Origin of the sequence: Pseudomonas cichorii, assembly GCF_003700275.1 — a bacterium.
GTDB lineage: Bacteria > Pseudomonadota > Gammaproteobacteria > Pseudomonadales > Pseudomonadaceae > Aquipseudomonas > Aquipseudomonas cichorii_B.
On record NZ_RBRE01000084.1, the window covers coordinates 1 to 18,939 of the forward strand.

Annotated in this window: 9 protein-coding genes; 2 read left to right on the plus strand and 7 right to left on the minus strand. The window is 60.3% G+C overall.

The genetic code is table 11. From position 1 onward, the window contains the following. Positions 1-4,897 (plus strand): non-ribosomal peptide synthetase (locus tag ALQ04_RS21660; protein ID WP_122317780.1); only part of this gene is annotated, 4,897 nt, incomplete at its 5' end. An 89-nt stretch (positions 4,898-4,986) separates the two neighbouring features. Here the strand turns inward: ALQ04_RS21660 and ALQ04_RS21665 are convergent. From ALQ04_RS21665 to pvdM, 6 genes are all read right to left on the minus strand, one after another. After that, entirely contained in the window at positions 4,987-7,329 is a 2,343-nt protein-coding gene (locus ALQ04_RS21665; RefSeq protein WP_409077283.1) for a TonB-dependent siderophore receptor, read from the minus strand. Positions 7,330-7,605: 276 nt separating this feature from the next. Beyond that, positions 7,606-10,047 (minus strand): TonB-dependent siderophore receptor, encoded by a 2,442-nt coding sequence (locus tag ALQ04_RS21670; RefSeq protein WP_259645064.1) that lies wholly within the window; start codon positions 10,045-10,047, stop codon positions 7,606-7,608. Between the two features lie 313 nt (positions 10,048-10,360). Next, positions 10,361-12,025, minus strand: coding sequence for a cyclic peptide export ABC transporter (locus tag ALQ04_RS21675; RefSeq protein WP_122317782.1), 1,665 nt, complete (start codon positions 12,023-12,025; stop codon positions 10,361-10,363). Between the two features lie 56 nt (positions 12,026-12,081). Beyond that, positions 12,082-12,942, minus strand: a complete 861-nt coding sequence (locus ALQ04_RS21680) for a formylglycine-generating enzyme family protein (RefSeq protein ID WP_122317783.1) — start codon at positions 12,940-12,942, stop codon at positions 12,082-12,084. A 38-nt stretch (positions 12,943-12,980) separates the two neighbouring features. Beyond that, positions 12,981-14,264: an aminotransferase class V-fold PLP-dependent enzyme gene (locus ALQ04_RS21685; RefSeq protein WP_122317784.1), complete on the minus strand. Its 1,284-nt coding sequence runs from the start codon at positions 14,262-14,264 to the stop codon at positions 12,981-12,983. Positions 14,265-14,306: 42 nt separating this feature from the next. Beyond that, a complete protein-coding gene (gene pvdM, locus ALQ04_RS21690; protein WP_122317785.1) occupies positions 14,307-15,650 on the minus strand; it encodes a pyoverdine-tailoring dipeptidase-like protein PvdM in 1,344 nt (447 codons plus the stop codon). 184 nt (positions 15,651-15,834) lie between these two features. On the opposite strand from pvdM, the gene ALQ04_RS21695 reads away from it, so the two are divergent. Then, the gene (locus ALQ04_RS21695) at positions 15,835-17,469 is read left to right on the plus strand and encodes a PvdJ/PvdD/PvdP-like protein (RefSeq protein WP_122317786.1); all 1,635 of its coding nucleotides are present in this window, start codon (positions 15,835-15,837) and stop codon (positions 17,467-17,469) included. Positions 17,470-17,496: 27 nt separating this feature from the next. Here ALQ04_RS21695 and ALQ04_RS21700 read toward each other — a convergent pair whose 3' ends face one another. After that, positions 17,497-18,933 (minus strand): efflux transporter outer membrane subunit, encoded by a 1,437-nt coding sequence (locus tag ALQ04_RS21700; RefSeq protein ID WP_122317787.1) that lies wholly within the window; start codon positions 18,931-18,933, stop codon positions 17,497-17,499. Positions 18,934-18,939 lie beyond the last annotated feature (6 nt).

An 18,939-nucleotide genomic window follows, 5' to 3' on the forward strand; every position in this document is an offset into this window, starting at 1 on the left:
TTCGCTGAAGGCCTGGGCCGAGCAGTTGCATGCCTATGCCCAAAGCCCGGCGCTGGAGCAGGAACTGTCTTACTGGCAGACCCAGTTGCAGGATGTCAGCGATGCCTTGCCATACGACCATCCGCACGCTGGTCAGCAACAGAAACACGCGACTTCCGTTACCACGCACCTGAATAGCGAGTTGACCCGACAATTGCTGCAGGAAGCTCCGGCGGCCTATCGGACCCAGATCAACGACCTGCTGCTGACCGCGCTGGCCAGGGTAATCAGCCGTTGGACCGGCCAGCCCGATGCCTTGATCAAGCTGGAAGGCCATGGTCGCGAGGATCTGTTCGACGAACTGGATATCACCCGCACCGTGGGCTGGTTCAGCAGCCTGTTCCCGGTCAGGCTCACGCCGCATGCCGCGCTGGCCGATTCGATCATGTCGATCAAGGAGCAACTGCGCGCCATCCCCAACAAGGGCATCGGCTATGGCGTGTTGCGTTATCTCGGTACGGAATCTGCGCGCCAGAGCCTGCAACAACTGGCACAAGGCAGTATTGTCTTCAACTATCTGGGCCAGTTCGACGGCAGCTTCGATGCCAGTGATGCGCTGCTGGTCCCGTCGGGCGAAAGCAGCGGGGCATCGCAGAGCAACGAGGCACCGCTGGCTGCTCCGATCAGCATCAATGGCCAGGTCTACGGCGGCGAACTGCGCCTGAGCTGGAGCTTCAGTGCCGCAGTGTTCGAGCCTGAAACTGTGCAGCGGCTGGCCGATGAATACGCCCACGAGTTGCAGCAACTGATTGCTCACTGCACCACTGAAGGCGCTGCCGGAGTAACGCCTTCCGACTTCCCGCTGGCGCGTCTGAGCCAGAAGCAACTGGCTCGTCTGACGACTAATCCTCGGGAAATCGAAGATATCTATCCGCTGTCGCCGATGCAGCAAGGCATGTTGTTCCATACCCTGTTCGAGGAGCAGGCGGGCAACTACATCAACCAGATGCGCGTCGATGTCAGCGGTCTGCACGTCGCCCGTTTCCAGGCCGCCTGGCAGGCAACGGTGGATGCCCATGAGGTGCTGCGCAGTGGTTTTGTCAGTCATCTGCAACAGGCGCTGCAAGTGGTACAGCGTACTGTAGACCTACCGTTCGTTGAGCTGGACGCCCGAGAGCAGTCTGCCGAGTGGCTGGATGAGCGGGCACAGGCAGACCGGCAGCAAGGCTTCGATCTGACCCAGGGTCCGCTGCTGCGTCTGGCGGTCTTGCGCACTGGCGAAAATAGCCATCACCTGATCTATACCAGCCACCATATTCTGATGGATGGCTGGAGCAGTTCGCGTCTGCTGGGCGAAGTCCTGCAACGCTACAGCGGCCAGCCGATGCCGCAGCAGAGTGGCCGTTATCGCGACTATATCGAATGGCTGCAACGCCAGGACGCACAAGCCAGCGAACGCTTCTGGACCGCGCAAGTGGCGCAACTGGATGAACCAACCCGTCTGGTCCAGGCGCTCAAGTCCAGCGCAAGCGGCCAGGGCCATGGCGACTATTTCCATCTGATCGATGCGGCGGGCACCCAGCGTCTGAGCGAATTTGCCCGAGAGCAGCGAGTGACCCTCAACACCTTGGTGCAGTCGGCCTGGCTGTTGCTGTTGCAGCGTTATACCGGGCAATCCAGCGTGACCTTTGGCGCAACCGTTGCCGGGCGTCCGGCGGATCTGCCGGGTGTCGAAGAGCAACTGGGCCTGTTCATCAACACCTTGCCGGTCATTGCCAGCCCGCGTCCCGAGCAGACGGTGGCCGACTGGGTGCAGCAGGTACAAGCGAAAAACCTCGCCCTGCGCGAGTACGAACATACGCCGTTGTACGAAATCCAGCGTCTGGCTGCCAGTGCTGGCGAAGCGCTGTTCGACAATATTCTGGTGTTCGAGAACTATCCGGTGTCCGAAGCCTTGCAACAGGCTTCGCCGGACGGATTGGTATTCAGCGGCCTGAGCAACCAGGAGCAGACCCACTATCCGCTGACCCTGGTGGTGAACCTCGGCGAGGCGCTATCGCTGCGCCTGAGCTACGACCGCCAGCACTTCGATCCCCGGGTGGTGGCGCAACTGGCCACGAACTTCCAGCATCTCCTGCAGGCGCTGGTTGCTGATCCGGCCAAGGCAATTGGTGAGTTGTCGTTGCTCGACGAGGCACAACAGCAGCGTATGCTGCGCGACTGGAATGCCACCGCGGTCGATTTCCCCGCCGGGCAATGCGTGCAGACACTGATCGAAGCACAGGTATTGGCAACGCCGAATGCTCCGGCGCTGGTCTTCGCCAATCAGCAACTGAGCTACGCGCAATTGAACGCTCGCGCCAACCAGTTGGCCCACAAGCTACGCGAATCGGGCGTCGGCCCGGATGCGCTGGTGGGGATCTGCATCGAGCGCAGTCTGGAACTGGTGATCGGCCTGTTGGCGATCCTCAAGGCCGGTGGCGCCTATGTGCCGCTGGACCCGGATTATCCGCAGGATCGTCTCGCCTACATGCTGGATGACAGCGGTATCGGCCTGTTGCTGACCCAGACCTCGCTGTTGCAAGGTCTGCCGGTGCCCGATCAGGTGCAGACGCTGTGTCTGGATCAGGGGGGTGACTGGCTGGAGAGCTACAGCCTCGATAACCCGATCAACCGCAGCCATCCGGAAAACCTCGCGTATGTGATTTACACCTCCGGCTCCACCGGCAAGCCCAAGGGCGCGGGCAATAGTCATCGGGCCTTGATCAACCGCCTGCACTGGATGCAGAACGCCTATGGGCTGGATGCCAGCGACACCGTGCTGCAGAAAACCCCGTTCAGCTTCGACGTGTCGGTCTGGGAGTTTTTCTGGCCGCTGCTGACCGGTGCTCGTCTGGCGATAGCCTTGCCGGGCGATCATCGTGATCCCGAGCGTCTGCTGCAGACCATTGCCCGGCACAGCGTCACGACTTTGCATTTCGTGCCTTCGATGTTGCAGGCATTCATGACCCATCAACAGGTCGAGAGCTGCCACAGCCTGCGTCGCGTGGTGTGCAGTGGCGAGGCCTTGCCTGCCGAGCTGGCGTCCCAGGTACTCAAGCGCCTGCCGCAGGCCGGGCTGTTCAACCTGTACGGACCGACCGAAGCGGCCATCGACGTGACCCACTGGACCTGCACGGCGGAAGATACCCTGAGCGTGCCGATTGGTCGGCCGATCGATAACCTCAAGACGCACATTCTCGATGACGGTCTGTTGCCTGCGGCACGTGGTGCTGCGGCCGAGCTGTATCTGGGCGGTGTCGGCCTGGCACGCGGTTATCACAACCGCGCGGCCCTGACTGCCGAGCGCTTCGTCCCCGATCCATTCGACGAGCAGGGCGGTGGTCGTCTGTACCGCACCGGCGACCTGGCACGTTACGACGCCGATGGGGTAATCGACTACGCCGGACGTATCGACCATCAGGTCAAGATTCGTGGACTGCGCATTGAGCTGGGTGAAATCGAGGCGCGCCTGAACGAGCATCCGGAGGTGCGCGAAGCCCATGTGATCGATATCGACGGCCCAAGTGGCAAGCAATTGGTGGCTTACTGGGTAGCCAATGATCCGTCCCGGGATGTTGCCGGATTGCGCGATGTTTTGAAGGAACACCTCAAGACGGTTCTGCCGGATTACATGGTGCCGACTCATCTGCTGCCGCTGTCGGTCATGCCGCTGACCGCCAACGGCAAGCTGGACCGCAAGGCGTTGCCCAAACCTGACGCGAACCAGTTGCAACAGGGTTATGTAGCGCCACGTACCGAGCTGGAAGAACGGCTGGCTGGCCTTTGGGCGGAGGTCCTGAAAGTCGAGCGTGTCGGCCTCAATGACAACTTCTTTGCCCTGGGCGGTCACTCGTTACTGGCGGTTACTCTGGCGGGCAGGATTCGTGAAGAGTTCGATGTTTCCATCAAACTGCATGATTTCCTGCTGTTGCAGACCCTGGGCGAACTGGCCGATTTCCTGCGGGCAGGCGAGGCGAAGGTCAAGTCGGCGGTGATCCGCATGAACGCCTGTCAGTCCGGGCGTACGCCGCTGTTCTGTCTGCCGCCGGGTGGCGGTGGCACCTATTCCTACTACCCGCTGGCTGGCAGGTTGAGCGAAGAGCGTCCGGTCTACGGTCTGGTCAACAAGGCCTATGTCGTGCCGGGCTGGTTCGACAAGTCATGGGAAGAAATGGTCGGCTACTACGTCGAGCAGATCCGGCTCACCCAGCCTGTAGGCCCTTACAACCTGCTGGGCTGGTCGCTGGGTGGCGCATTGGCGATTGACGTTGCGCACATTCTGGAACGTGATGGCGACACGGTGAATTTCCTGGCGCTGGTGGATTCGATGCTGCCGGCTTCGGCCGGCCTGACCTGGATCGAAGAAGACCCTGAAGTGCGTGCGCAGAATCAGGACCAGAACCTCTTCCAGAGCCTGATCCAGAGTCTGGTGGCATTCGTGCCGGGACTGGCGCGGGAAAGCGTGGTGGCGCTGATCGCAACGGCCCTGACGTCAATGAAGGACGAGCGGGAGATTGCCGACTGGGTGATCGATCAGGTCGCGCTGGATGCCGGCATCGGCGCCGAAAGCTTGCGCAGCGTGTTCCAGGACATTGCCATCCAGGATGAAATCGAGACCGGCTACAAGCTGTTGCATGCCAATGCCGTGCTGGGTGAAGCCTTTACCCTCAAGACTCTGGATGTGAAAGTCGATTGCTGGTGGGCAGGGCAGAGCCGCGAACAGGAACAGATCCTCAAGGCTCAGGCGGTGGTCGCGGAGCAATGTTCGGTGCGGGGGCTGGGTTGCTCGGTGACGCTCGCTGAGCGACACGACAATATCGTGATTGCGGATGAGTTCCTGCAGAGTGTCCGGGAGCGGTTGCAAGCGCATCCGTAGGGGCCCGGTATGAGCCAATTCATTCGCGAAAAGACCGGTGAATTTTCACTGTTTTTTCGCGGATAAATCCGCTCCTGCATGGCCTGTGTTTAAAAGTTTCCGCGCAATGTCAGCATGTAATTGCGCGGATCACCGTAGTAATTGCCCCGATCAATATCCCCTGTCGCCTTGTAATACTTGCGATCCAGCAGGTTGTTGCCGTTGAGGGCGACGGTCCAGTGTTCGTCGATTTTCCATGAGGCCCGGGCGTCCCAGATCGCGCGGCCGGGGTTTTTGATCTCGGCGGCCGATTCGGTTTCCGAATAACCGCTCTGGGCCGATACGCCCGTGCCTACGGACAGGCGTTTCCAGGCGCCGGGAAGGGTGTAGTTGCCGCTCATGCGAAACAGATGCCGGGGCGTTTCTGCGGAGATGGGTTGGCCATCGCTGCCGCGGGTCATATTGAAGGTATAACCCGCCACGGCCTGCAGGCCGGGCAATGGTTCGCCACTGGCTTCGATTTCAAATCCCTTGCTGCGGCGGATATTGCCGTTGAGATAGCAGGTTCCGTAGACATCGTTCGCCATGCACTCGCCAGGATGGGCGGTATCTTCGACCACCACATCCTTCTGCTTGACGTAGAACAGCGCGAGAGAGACGTTCAGGCGCTTGTCGAACAACTCGCCCTTGATGCCTGTTTCGTAGTTGGAACCAATCGCCGGTTCAAGCAGGCCGCCTGCGGCATCCCGATAAACGCTTTGTGGCAGAAAGATATCGGTGTAGCTGGCATACAGCGACCATTGCGGGTCCAGGTCGTAGATCAGGCCGATGAAGGGCGTGAGTTCATGTTCCTGTTTGGATTTGCGGGTAACGCCTGCGGTACTGGTCTGGTAATCATACCAACTGATCCGTCCGCCCATGACCAGGCTCAGCGACTGCGAAAGATGCAGGCGCAGGTTGCCGTAAGTGCCATAGCGCTTGTCGCTGAACTCGGTGATGGAGGTCCAGGCAGGTCTTGTCGGTTCGCTGATCAGCTCGTGATCGGGGTTGAAGATATCGATGGCCTGGTTGGCGGTGACGTTGGCCTGGCTGGACTTGCGCTGCTGTTCCGACCAGTTGCCGCCTACGGTCAATTGGTGCTCCAGGCCAAACGCATCGAAATGGCCGTCCATGTGCGCATCGAAACCGTTGCTCTGCAAATCGTCGGAGCGGAACAGGGTGCGGGCGATGCGCGAGCCGCTCAAGGTCACCGGATCGATGGCGCCTTGCGCGTAAGCGACCTTCTGATCGAACGAGCCGCTGGAGTGAGTTGCCGAAAGCGTGCTCGACCAGTTTTCGCTGAAGCGATGTTCCAGTTCGCTGAACACCTCGTCCGTCTGAGTCTGGTGCCGGTTCCAGTCCTGCGCCATGGAGGTCGAGCGTGGCAGGTCGATTGCACTGCCGTTGCTGTAGCGGGGCAGGCCGAAGATGGTGAAGCCTTTGATGTCGCTGTTCTGGCGCCGCAGGCCTACGGCCAGGGTTGTATCCTCGTCCAGATCGCTTTCGACGATGCCATACAACAGCGGCGCGGACTTGCTCAGCGAGTCGATGAAATAGCCACGGTCGGCATAGGACGCGACGAAGCGGCCACGCAGGCTGCCCGATTCGTTCAACTTGCTGCTGCCATCCAGGTCGACCCGATAGTTATCCCAGGTGCCGGCGCGGGTGGTGATCGAAAACTGCGTGATGGCGGTCGGTCGTTTACGCACCAGATTGACGGTGCCGCCCGGATTGCCGGCGCCGATCAGCAGTCCTGCCGCGCCGCGAAGAATCTCTACCCGGTCGTAGATTTCCATGTCCGGGGTCATCCAGCCGGTCACGCTGTAGCCCTGGCCCGAGATACCGTCGATGGTGTAGCTCTCGTCTTCCATGGCAAAGCCGCGGGAACTGAAGACGTGCGAGCCGAAATTGCGCTGGGAGAAAGTGACGCCGGTCGCCTGGGCCATGACGTCTTCCAGGCTGTACAGGTTCTTGTCGTCCATCAACTGGCGGGTCACGACGCTTACCGATTGCGGAATTTCCCGCAGCGACTGAGTACTTTTGGTAAGGCTCACGGCCCCCGTGGTGTAGGAACCCGAACCTTCGGTGATCAGGCCCGGCGGTGCCTGAATCGACATCGGCTTGAGGCTGATCGGCGGCACAACGGCGGTCAGGGTCAGGGTGTTGTCCTGAATGCTGTAAGGCACCCTGGCCTGTTCGAGCAGGTTTCTGGCGGCTTGCTCGGCAGTGAAGCGGCCATGGATGGCCTGGCTGGTCTTGCCTTTTATGTCGTCCGGGTTGTACAGCACTTGCAGATCACCCTGGCGTCCCAGCTCATTCAGGGCGCTGTTCAAGGCTTGTGCCGGGATATCGAACTCGACTTCCTGAGCCAGAGTCCTGCCTGTGAAAGCCATCAGCAGCGCAAACCCCATCATCCTTATCGTCGGCCTTGGCTTGAGCAGGCACATCGGCAGTGGGAGAGTGGGGTGTAGTTGCATAATGATGGCTCTTCGGTCGGTGGCGCAGGGTAAACCATACCGTCGTATGGGGGCACTGCCGCTGGTCATCCTTTACGGGGCGTTTTTTCAGCGTGATTCATAAGGAATCAATACGAATGAGGCCTGAATTAATTTAGGAAATTTTTCAATAAAAAAGACCAGAGGTTGCCCGCTGGTCTTTTTATGGCGCTGTGGATCAGTTCGTGCTCGGGATCAGAAATCGCCGCGCAGGGTCAGGACGTAGCTGCGTGGGTCGCCATAGACGTTGGAGCGATCCAGTGCCACAGCCGTGGTGTAGTACTTGCGATCAAACAGGTTTTCGGCGTTCAGGGCGACGGTCCAGTGCTCGTCGATCTTCCAGGCGGCGCGTGCATCCCAGATGGCCCGGCCTGCAACGCCAAGCTGATCGTTGGACGGAACGGTGTAGCCGGAGTCTGCGGAAACACCGGCACCCAGGGTCAGGCGGTTCCACTCACCTGGAAGGTTGTAGCTGGTGTTGAGGCGCAGCATGTGTTTTGGCGTTTCGTAGGCGACTTCCATATCGGCACTGTTTTGCAGTTGGTTGAAGGTGTAGCCGCCAAAGACCTGCAAACCTGGCAGTACTTCGCCGCTGGCCTCGATATCGATACCTTTGCTGCGCTTGATGCCACCCTGGATGTAGCAGAAACCGTCAGAACTGGTGCTGACGCACTCGTCTCCGCTCGACAGATCGCTGTAGGCAACGTCTTTTTGCTTGATATAGAACAAGGCCATCGACAGGTTCATGCGCTTGTCGAACAGTTCGCCCTTGATACCGGTTTCATAGTTGGAGCCAATGGCCGGGTCCAGCGGTGCTCCGCCGATATCCCTGTATTTGGCTTGCGGGGTGAAGATGTCTGCATAACTGGCATACCACGACCAGTTATCGTTGATATCGTAAATCAGGCCCGCGAACGGAGTGAATTCCTGGGTTTGCTGGGATTCATAAGAGTTGACCTCACCGACGTTGACGTCATATCGGTATTTGTACCAGCTGAGACGTCCGCCCAATACCAGGCTTAAAGGCTCGCTCAAGTGAATACGGGTATTGGCATAGAGTCCGCCCCGGTCTTCGATCGCATCATAATCGTCTTGCCATGCCGGGCGAGCAGGTTTGTCAAATGGATTGTGGTTGACATCGAATATATTGATGGCGGAAGCCGTAGTTACTCTGGCGGTTTTGCTGCTGGATCTCTGTCTCGACCAGTCCGCCCCTAACGTGACCTGATGAGACAGACCGAAGGCGTCAAAATTGCCTTCCAGCTGGCTGTTCAAGCCTGTACTGCTGACTTCATCGCTGCGGAACAGGGTGCTTTGAAAGCGCGAGCCAGCCAGCGTTGTCGGGTTGACGGCACCGCGAGCATAAGCAATGGTCTGATCGAATCCACCTTCGGAGTAGGTCAGGGACGTCTTGCTGAGCCAGTTTTCATTGAAGCGATGCGCGACTTCAAAGAATGCCTCGGTCATGTCGGTTTCAAGGCGGTTCCATTTCGGAGCCAGGTTGGTCGAACGCGAAAGGTCCAGCGACTGCCCGTTGCTATAGCGCGGCAGGCCGTAGATCGAGTAACCGTTGATGACCTTTTCCTGGCGGCGCAGGCTCATGGTCAGAGTGGTGTCGTCGGTGACATCAGCTTCGAGAATGCCGTACAACAGAGGTGTACGGCTGTTGCGTGCATCGATATACGAGCCGTTGTCTTCATAGGCTGCAACCATGCGGCCGCGTACGGTGCCGGAATCATTGAGCTTGCCACTGCCATCCAGATCGACGCGGTACTGATCCCAGGAGCCGGCACGGGTGGTGATCGAGAACTTGTTTTCGGCGGTCGGACGCTTGCGCACCAGATTCACCGCACCGCCGGGCTCGCCAGCGCCGACCAGCAGGCCGGAAGCGCCGCGCAAGACTTCCACACGGTCATAGATCGCCATGTCCGGCTGCATCCAGCCGGTGATCTGGTAGCCCTGACCTCCAATGCCGTCTACCAGGAAGCTTTCTGCCAGCAGCGAGAAGCCGCGCGAGGTGTACACGTGCCCCCCGAAGTTACGGTACTGGAAGCTGATGCCGGGCGTATCTTCCAACACTTCGCTGAGGCTGGTGAGGTTGTTGTCGTCCATGACCTGACGGGTCATGACCGTTACCGACTGCGGGGTTTCGCGCAGCGATTGCGGCGCGCCCTTGCCAATGCTGGTGGCGCCGGTGGTGTAGGAGCCGGTGCCATCCGTTGTTGCTCCCAGGTATTGGGAGTCAATGGCCGTCGGGGCCAGATTGATGGCGGTCGATGCATCCTGGGCGCTGAGGTTCAGCACGTTACCTTGCAGGCTGTAGCTCAGGCCTGATCCGGCAAGCAGTTTCCCCGCTGCCTGTTCCGGAGTGAATTTGCCCTGCACCGCACTGCTGGTCTTGCCCTGTACATCCGCCGGGCTGTAGGCCGTGCGCAGATTGCCCTGGCTCTGCAGTTGACCCAGCGCACTGCTCAGCGGTTGAGCCGGAATATTGAACTCGACTTCCTGGGCCTGTACCTGAGCAGCCAGGGGCATGCTCAGCGCCAGACCGAGGGCCATCATGGCGGGGCCTGGGCGGAACATCCGGCTGATCAACAAAGCCTTGCTGAGCGGTGTGAGTCGTGACGGTGTGTACATGAAGTGGCTCTTTCTAGTTGGTATTGGCAGGGAGATAAAGCGCGTTGTTCAGGTCTGTCCGCAGGCTCTCTGGCTGAATCGGAACAAACGCTATGCAACTTTTTATGGGCGAGCCGGGCGTGAGAGCAGGTGCACGCGCAGATCGTCATTAATGAGAACGAAAACCCCTCTCAGTTATTTAATGAATTTTTCACATTCGTCCTTAAAAAAGATGGCTTAAGGCTACTGATGGCTTGAGCCACTGTTGCCGGAGGCAAAAAGAAGCCCCGCTCGCGGTTTGAACCGGGCGGGGCTGGTTGGCTGAAGCTTTTAATCAGGCCGAGGCCTGTTCGGGTTGCAACTGTTCCACTTCTATCCTGCCAGCCTGCATGCGCACCAGTTGATCGGCAATCGGGAAGTAGCGGTCGTCGTGGGAGATGACGATGATGGTCTTGCCTTGCTGTTTCAGCTCGGGCAGCAGTTCGGTATAGAACACGCGCCGGAACGCCGGGTCCTGGTCCGCTGCCCATTCGTCGAACACCAGCACCTGGCGCTCGTCCAGCCAGGCATTGATCAGCGCCAGACGCTTGCGCTGGCCAGTGGACAGGTCGGTGGTGGTAAAGGCGCCATCGCGAATGCTGACCTTGTGGGCGATATCCAGGCGCTCCAGGTATTTGCCGGCATCGGCAGGCAGGCGGGCTTCGCCTTGCAACGGTTCGTCGAACAGGTAGTAGTCGGCGAAGATGGTGGTGAACAACTGGCGATAATCGTCCAGCTCCTCGGCCGTGACCGCCTTGCCGTTGAGGCGGATTTCGCCTTGTTGCGGCTTGTACAGGCCCAGCAGCAGTTTGATCAGGGTGGTCTTGCCGCAGCCGTTCTCGCCGACGATGAACACAATATCGCCCTGCTTGATGCTCAGGTTGACCGGGCCGAGATGAAAGGCTTCGCTGCCTTCCACGGGTGGATAGTCGTAGCGCAGTTGATGCAGTTCCAGGGTCTGCATGCTGGCGAGCGAATTGGGGCGGTCGCTGACCAGCAGGTGTGGCTCTGGGCTGGAAAACTTCCACGACAGCTCGGCGATGCGGCGCATGGCGATCTGTGCGCGGCTGATGCCGGGCAGGGCAGTGATCAGGCGTTCCAGCGGGCCTTTCATGTACAGCATGACCAGCACGAAACCGCCGAGCACGGTCTTTTCGGTGCTTGGCCACAGCGCCTGGAAGGCAATCGCAATGCCGATCACGGCGAAGAACAGCATCGAGCCGAAGGTTTCTGCGCTGACGAAAATATTGGCGGCACGGACGTTGGATTTGCAGATGCGTTCGGTGGCGCCATGGATCTGCTCATCGAGCATGTGCTGACGGCGCTTGCGCTGGATGCGCAGTTCCTTGGCTCCAGCGGAGAGGGCCTGATAATGCTTCTGCAGTTCGTCTTCGCCATTGCGCGCCGCCATGATGCTGCGGGTGCCGACATGGTGAGCCAGATACTGTGCGCCGGTGCCCAGTACCACGGTGAGGACGGTCAATGCCAGGATCTGCCACGACAGCAGCGCCAGGTACGTCAGGCAGCCCAGTGTGACGGTGAACGAAATCACCATCGGCGCCACCGACAGGGCGAAGGTGCTGATGGTGTTCACGTCATTGAGCAGTACCGGAATCAGGCGGTGCGAGCGATAACGCTCCAGTTGCTCGATGGGCGCGACCAGCACCTTGGCGGCCAGCTCCCGGCGCAGGTTGGCGACCACGCGCTGGCCGACATAGTTGGTCGACAGGTTGGAGACGGTCGAGCAGGCCAGGGTCAGTACGCACAATCCGGCAAACAGCAGGGCGGCTTGTGTGTCTGGACCGTTCGGCATGTTCATGGCGTTATTGATGGTGGCCAGCAGGGCGGTCACGCTCAGTCCGCTGATAACCCCCAGCACCGTCGAGAGAGCCACCAGCCACCAGAATGGCTTGAGGATCCTCAGGGTTTCCCGGGCGAGGCTTTCTGATTTGAGGGTCATGCTGTCGTCTCGTGATTGTCCGTTGAATCGACCCTGGTCCGGGCCTGAAGAAAGCGTCAGAGCTCGCGGGCGACCCGGAAGCCCAGCCAGTCGCCACGTACGTCGGGCTTGCGGCTGTTGCGGTTGCCGGAGCGCGAGAAGATCGGCGCTTCGGTCCAGTCGTTGCCACGAATCATTTTCCAGCTGCAATCACCGGCCAGCCAGGCACTGCCATCGGTCGGCGCGCCGTTGTAGTTGCTGGTTTCACAATCGGCGGTCCACTCGTACACGTTGCCGTGGGCATCATGGATGCCGAAGGCATTGGGGCTGTAGCTGCCGGCCGGGGCGGTGAAACTGAAGCCGTCTTCCGGGCCGTAGGTATTGGCGTGTTGGGCGATGCCGTACTGTTTGCCTTCATCCATGGGGAAGGGGAACGGGCCGCTGCTACCGCCACGGGCTGCATATTCGCGTTCGGCTTCACTGACCAGGCGATAGCTCTTGCCGGTCTTCTTCGACAGCCAGGCGGCATAGGCCCTGGCTTCGTTCCAGTCCATGCACACCGCTGGCTGACGGTCGGTCAGGGGATAGCGCGGTTTGCCGGCCTTGCACTCGCGACCTGGGCGGGTGTCACCATCGGGCATCTTGTAGCCGGTGCTTTTCAGGTAGGCATTCCATTCGCCGCTCAACACCTGGAAGTGGCTGATGGCGAAAGGTTTGGCGAAAGTCACGTCATGTAGCGGGCCTTCATCCGGCTGGCGGCCAAGCTCGCTTTCCGGGGCGCCCATGGTGAAGGTGCCGGCAGGCAGCACGACCATTTCCGGGCAGTCCTTGCAATCCTTGAACACCTTGCCCGGCTCCGGCGTGGCGGCCATGGCGGCACCGGGCAGCAGTGCGCCCAGCAGGGAAGTCAGGGACAGGCTGTACAACATCTTGCTCATAACGGGCCTCAAGGCAGGAAACTGAAAACAGGGGGAATTCATGACGGGCGTTGCTCAAGCACGGCCAGCAAACGGTCTATCTCGGCCTCGGTATTGAGCAGACCGGGAGCGGCGCGTACTACCGGGCCGATATCGCGGTCCACGGCATCGACCACCACATGGTTCTTCATCAGCCAGGCAGCCACTTCGTCGCAGTTGCGTTCCTTGACCCTGAAGAAGCTGAAGCCCGCCGACAGCTCGTGCGCCATGGGCGTCACCAGCTCGATCTGCGGTCGCTCCTGCAAGCGTTGCTTGAGGTAGGTATTGAGCTGATGAATGCGCGCCTGAACCTCGGCCTTGCCCAGTTGCAGGTGCAGCTCAAAGGCCTTGTCCACCGCCCAGCGGTGCTCGAAGGAATGGAAGCCGCCAGGTGTCATGATCGTGCCGAAACCGGTCGCTTCCGAAAAACTCGGGATCAGCGGCGTGACATCCTTCAATTGCTCCGAGCGGGCGCAAATGATGCCGGTGCCGCGTGGACCGAACAGCCACTTGTGGGTCCCGGCAGCAAAGAAGTCGCAGTTCATGGCCGGGAAATCCAGATCCTCGACGCCGAAGCCGTGCACGCCGTCGATCACGTACAGAATGCGGTCCTTGTCGTCGCGGTTGCGGTTCTGTTCTGCGACCAGTGCACCAATCTCTCCGACGGGCAGTTTCACGCCGCTGCCCGATTGCACCCAGGTCATGCCCAGTACACGGGTTTCGGGGCGAATGCTGCGGGCGATATTGCCGATGATCTCGTCAGTGGAAACGTTGCGAGAGTCCTTGAACAAACGGATCTTGCGTACCCGCGTGCCTTCTCTTTTCTGTCGTGAATTGAGAATGTTGCGGGTGCAGAAGTGTTCATGTTCGGTGGTAAGGATTTCCTGGTCCGGGCGCACATGAATGCCGCCGTAGATAATCGCCAGGCCTTCGGTGGTGCTGCCGGTCAGGGCGATCTGTCCGGGTCTGGCATTCAGGTATTTGCCGGCCCATTCACGGACGTTGTCTTCACGCCGACTGGTTTCCTGCAGGTCCCAGTCCATGGCCAGACCGGGGTTGCGGTCGATATTGGCCCGATGCTGCTCGATGGCATCGCGCACCGGTTTGGGGTGCGAGGTGATCAGGAAGTTGGCGAAGTGAATGTAGTCCGGGTCCTGATTGAACAGGTCGCGCAGAATCGTCCACTTGTCCCGGGCGACCAGCTCGTTGCTGGCGGCCATCACCGAAGTACTCAGGCTCGCGCCCATGGGCAGGGCGGCCGCCAGTATGCCCGCCTGCTTGAGAAAGGTTCTGCGATCAGTCATGGGCGGCAATACCTGAAGACTCGCTGTGCGAGTGGTGGCGATTCATGGCTGGGTGGCCGGTTTGGCAGCGCTCTGGACCTGTTCCCAGACGCGCAGGAAGTTGCCGCCCCACAGCTTGGCAATGTCGGCTTCGGCATAACCGCGCTCGATCAGCTCGGCGGTCACGTTGCGGATTTCGCTGACATCCTTGAAACCGTCCACGCCGCCGCCATCGTTGAAGTCGGAACTGATCCCCACATGGTCGATGCCGATCTTCTTCACCGTGTAGTCGATGGCGTTGACGAAGTCCTTGACTGTGGCCTTGGGCTCTTCTTCGAGAATCGCGTACAGCTTGCTGGCATAGGCGCCGAAACGTTGCTCCGGCCAGACGGTGATGATTGCGTCGCCAGGCATCAACGCCATGGCCAGGTTCGGCAGCGGCGGCAGGTCGAAATCCTTGCGCAGCCTGTTGAGCTTGTTCAGGGTCGGCTGGCTCAGCGGCCGCAGGTAGGCTGGAAAGGCCACGACCTGCACCACGCCACCGCTTTGCTTGATCAGTTGCAGTTCTTCGTCGCTCAGGTTGCGCGGAATATCCACCAGCGCCCGTGGCGCGGAGTGCGAGGCCACCAGCGGCGTGCGACTCAACTGGCTGACCTGCTCCAGGCCCTTGGTCGACATCTGCGAGACATCGATGATCACGCCCAGGTCGTTGAGGCGCTGCACTGCCTGTTTACCGATGTCCGAAAGGCCGCCCAGCGGGTCCTGGGAATCATTGAAGAATGGCAGCGGGCGTGAAGAATCCGCCCAACTGTTATTGCCCACATAACTGAAGCCGAACATGCGCATGCCGCGTGCAGCCCACTGGTCCAACTGGTTGATGTCATCGCCCAGTGGATAGGCATTGAGCATGCTGATGAAAATCGCAAACTTGCCTTCGCCATGCAGGCGGCGCATGTCATCCGGGGTGTAGGCGATTGCAACCTGATTGGGGAAATCGCGAACCATACCGCTGATGATCTTGTAGCGCACTTCCTGCTGATGACGTGCTTCGTCGACAAAGCCCGGTGTCGGGCGGTGCGGGGCGTTGGCACCGTTCCAGATTTCCGGCCAGCCGAACACCGTCAGCGCCGCGCCCGACAGGCGTCCGCGTGCGGCCTTGACCAGGTCGAATTGCCCGGAGCCGTCCTTGTCGGCTTCATGGCCTTCGCTGCCGAACTTCAAGGGCACGGTGATGTGGCTGTCGAAGGAAACGATTCGCTCCTGCAGCTCTTCTGCCTGTTTCATTACCTTGACCGGATAACCCGACGGCGACCAGTAATTCCAGGCCAGGAAACCCGCGCCTGCACTGATGGCCAGAGCCAGGGGCAGGCCGATGAAAAGAGCCTTTTTCCAACGCGGTTTTGTCATTGCCATCTCTTTCAGGTTCGCAGTTCAGAAGCAGGCACGAGGGCCTTTGCTATCTGGGGAGAACGAGCGGATGACGGAAAAATTTAGCATTGATGCATGGCGCGGGTTCCGGCCCTAAATTTCTCCGGCGATGTTACGTCCTAGCTTGGATAAAGGCCGTTTCGGGGCGTTAACAGGTAGGGCAATGACGATTTCTCGACGAGGGTTTATAGCGGGCCTGGCGCTGACCGGTGCTGCGGTACCGGCTGCTTATTACGCACATCGCGAACTGACGCGCGTCGAAGAGCCGGTTACACCCGGGGAAGCGACCGCCGGACCGGCCGACACCGCAACCCGGCGTGTGGCCGACAAGCTGCGGGGGATCTGGAACATCCGCTTCGAGGGGCGTGATGCGGGCCTGGCCGGTGCACCGCTCGTGGGCCTGGAGATGCTGCTGGATATCGCTCCGCGCGGGCGTGGCCTGCGCGGTTATATCGACACCGCCGAGGGTTTGCGCGGCGAGGCCGAGCCGCGTTTCAGGGTGATTGGCGACTTGCCGTCGGGCACTGCCACGAAACTGTATTTTCGGGTCATTGACGGTCACCTCGATGACAGTCCGCACAGCGATGCGCCGGATTACGAATTCAGCATGATTCTGGATGAGGTCTGGGGCAGCTTCGGCAATGCCGGCAGTGGCACCTTGAGCGGGCGTATCGAGCGGCTGGATCGTCCGCTGGCCCTGCCGGAACTGGAAAACCGTTTTATCGCCACCAAACAGCTATTCCCCGAAGCCCGGGACCGCATCGCCCTGTCTCCAGCGTTCCTGGCCTGGCTGGTGTCGAAGGAGCACCGCTTGTTTCACCAGCTCTGGCATGCTTCGCGGGACAAGTGGCACCGTCTGCCCGAAGACAAGCGCGAAGCCCTGCGCGGCATCGGCTGGCAGCCGGGGCCTCGCGACCGGGAGCGTGATGCCCGTGGTCCGCACAAGGACCGCAATGGTTCGGGCATCGACTTTTTCTTCATGCACCGCCATATGCTGATCCAGGCCAGGCAGATCCAGGATTTGCCTTCCTGGCCGCGCTTTCCGTTACCGCAGCCGGAACTTGAACGTGATCGTCAGGGCTTTGCCCGTTACTTCGATAACCACGATGGCTGCTCGCTACCGCCGCCCTGGCTGGCCAATGGCGATGCGGAATACAGCCAGCTGGTCAGTGATATCAAAAGCGCCGAGACATTCGGCACGCATTTTCAGGTCTGGGAATCCCAATACCGCGACCCGCGCTTTCTGTCGAAGCTGACCCTTGGACAGTTCGGCTCGCAGGTCGAGCTTGAGTTGCACGACTGGCTGCATATGCGCTGGGCCTCGGTGGCGCGCGACCCTTCAAATGGCGAACCGGTGCCCATGGCCCGCGACTCGGCGGATTTCGCGGCGCGCTGGTTCGAGCCGGAAAATGACTTTCTGGCCGATCCGTTCTCTTCTCATGTGCATCCGGTGTTCTGGAAGTTTCATGGCTGGATCGATGACCGGATCGACGACTGGTTTCGTGCCCATGAGCGTTTCCATCCGGGTGAAGTGAGCCGCCTGGAAGTCAATGGCGTGCCGTGGTTCGCGCCCGGCCGCTGGGTCGAGGTCGGTGATCCGTGGCTGGGTCCGCAGAGCCATGGTTGCAGCACCACGCCGGGCCTGAATGCCGGGACCACAATGGAAATGGACCCGGAAGTCATGAAGCTGGCGCTGCGCATTACCTTTGCGGCAGATGACAAGCTCGGCAACCTCCTGCGCCGCGTCCCGCGCCGGCCCTGGTATGCAAGGAACCTGTTGCCGGAGAAGTGGTTTTAATACCCGTTTTTTGTTGTTGGAGCGAATTTATTCGCGAACCCTTTTCGCGAATGAATTGGCTCCTGCAGACGGTTGGTATTCCTTCTGCCAGCCACCCCCCAGTGCCTTGTACAGCGCAATGCTGGCCTGCATTCTCGATAACCGCAGTTGCACACTTACATCCTGAGCCAGATACAGCGTGCGTTGGGTTTCCAATACTGTCAGCAGGTCCTCTGCTCCAGCCTCGTAGCGGCTCTGGGCAATGCGGAAGGCGGTTTGTGCCTGCTTGAGTTCTTCGTCGTGCCAATACCTTTGCTGGTCCAGGCCGTTGATGCTGTTCAGGGCCTTTTCCACGTCGGCGAGGCTGTTGATGATCGCGCCGCGATAGGTTTCCAGCAGTTCCTGCTGGCGGGCGGTAGCCTTGTCGCGCTCGGCGCTCAGGCGTCCGTTATTGAAGATCGGCCCTGTCAGACCTGCCGCGAGACTGCTGAACGGTGCCCGCAGCCAGTCTTCGGCGCGAACCACTTCAGTTCCCAGCGTTGCACTCAGAGTCAGTTTGGGCAGCATCGCAGCGCGAGCCACGCTGACATCCGCTTGAGCGGCGGCCAGTTCGGCCTCGGCCTTGGCGATATCCGGGCGGCGGGTCAGCAGTTCACTGGGCAGTCCGCTGCCGATCTGTGGCCAGCTCAGGCTCTCGAAATCCTGCTTGCCCAGTTCCAGGCGCTGCACCGGCTGGCCGAGCAGGGCGGCCAGGGTAATCAACTGTTCGTTGGCCAGTTGCTGGATGCGCGGCAGTTCGCGTTGCTGGGTGGCGACCAGATTTTTCTGTTGGGCCAGCTCCAGTGCCGTGGCAGAACCTGAGTCATAGCGGGTCTGCACCAGACGCAGCACATTCCGGGCGTTGGTCAGGTTCAGTTCGGCAATATGGCTTTGTTCCCTGGCCGACAGGGTTTGCGCATAACGATCGGCCACACTGCTGAGCAGGGTCAGCTCCACCGTGGCTTTATCGAATTCACTGGCTTTCAGGCTCTGGAGCGCGCTGTCGCGGGCGGCCGATACGCCACCCCAGAAGTCCACTTCATAGCTGGCGGTCAGGCTGCTGGTAAAGGCGTCGGTATTGTTGTCGTCCGAAGGGTTGGCCTTGCGATCACTGCTGCGCATGAACTTGTTTCGCTCGCCGCGAAAGTCGTAGCCGAGTTCGGGAAGCAGCGGTGCCCCGGCGACAATGGCGGTGGCCTGGGCCTGCCGGACCCGGGCCATGGCGGCAGCGATCTCATGGCTGTTTATCCGGGCCTGCTCGATCAGGCGGTTCAGCTCCGGGCTGCCGAACTGTTGCCACCAGCGAACATCGCTGCGCTGCAACGCCGCGTTGTCGGCGAAGGCCCAGCTCGACGGTGGCTGGATGCCGCTGTCGATGCGCGGAGCGGGGGTGTTGCAGGCTGCCAGCAGCAGGCAAGTGGTCAGCAGGGTAAGGCTTGGCTTCATCGGGAA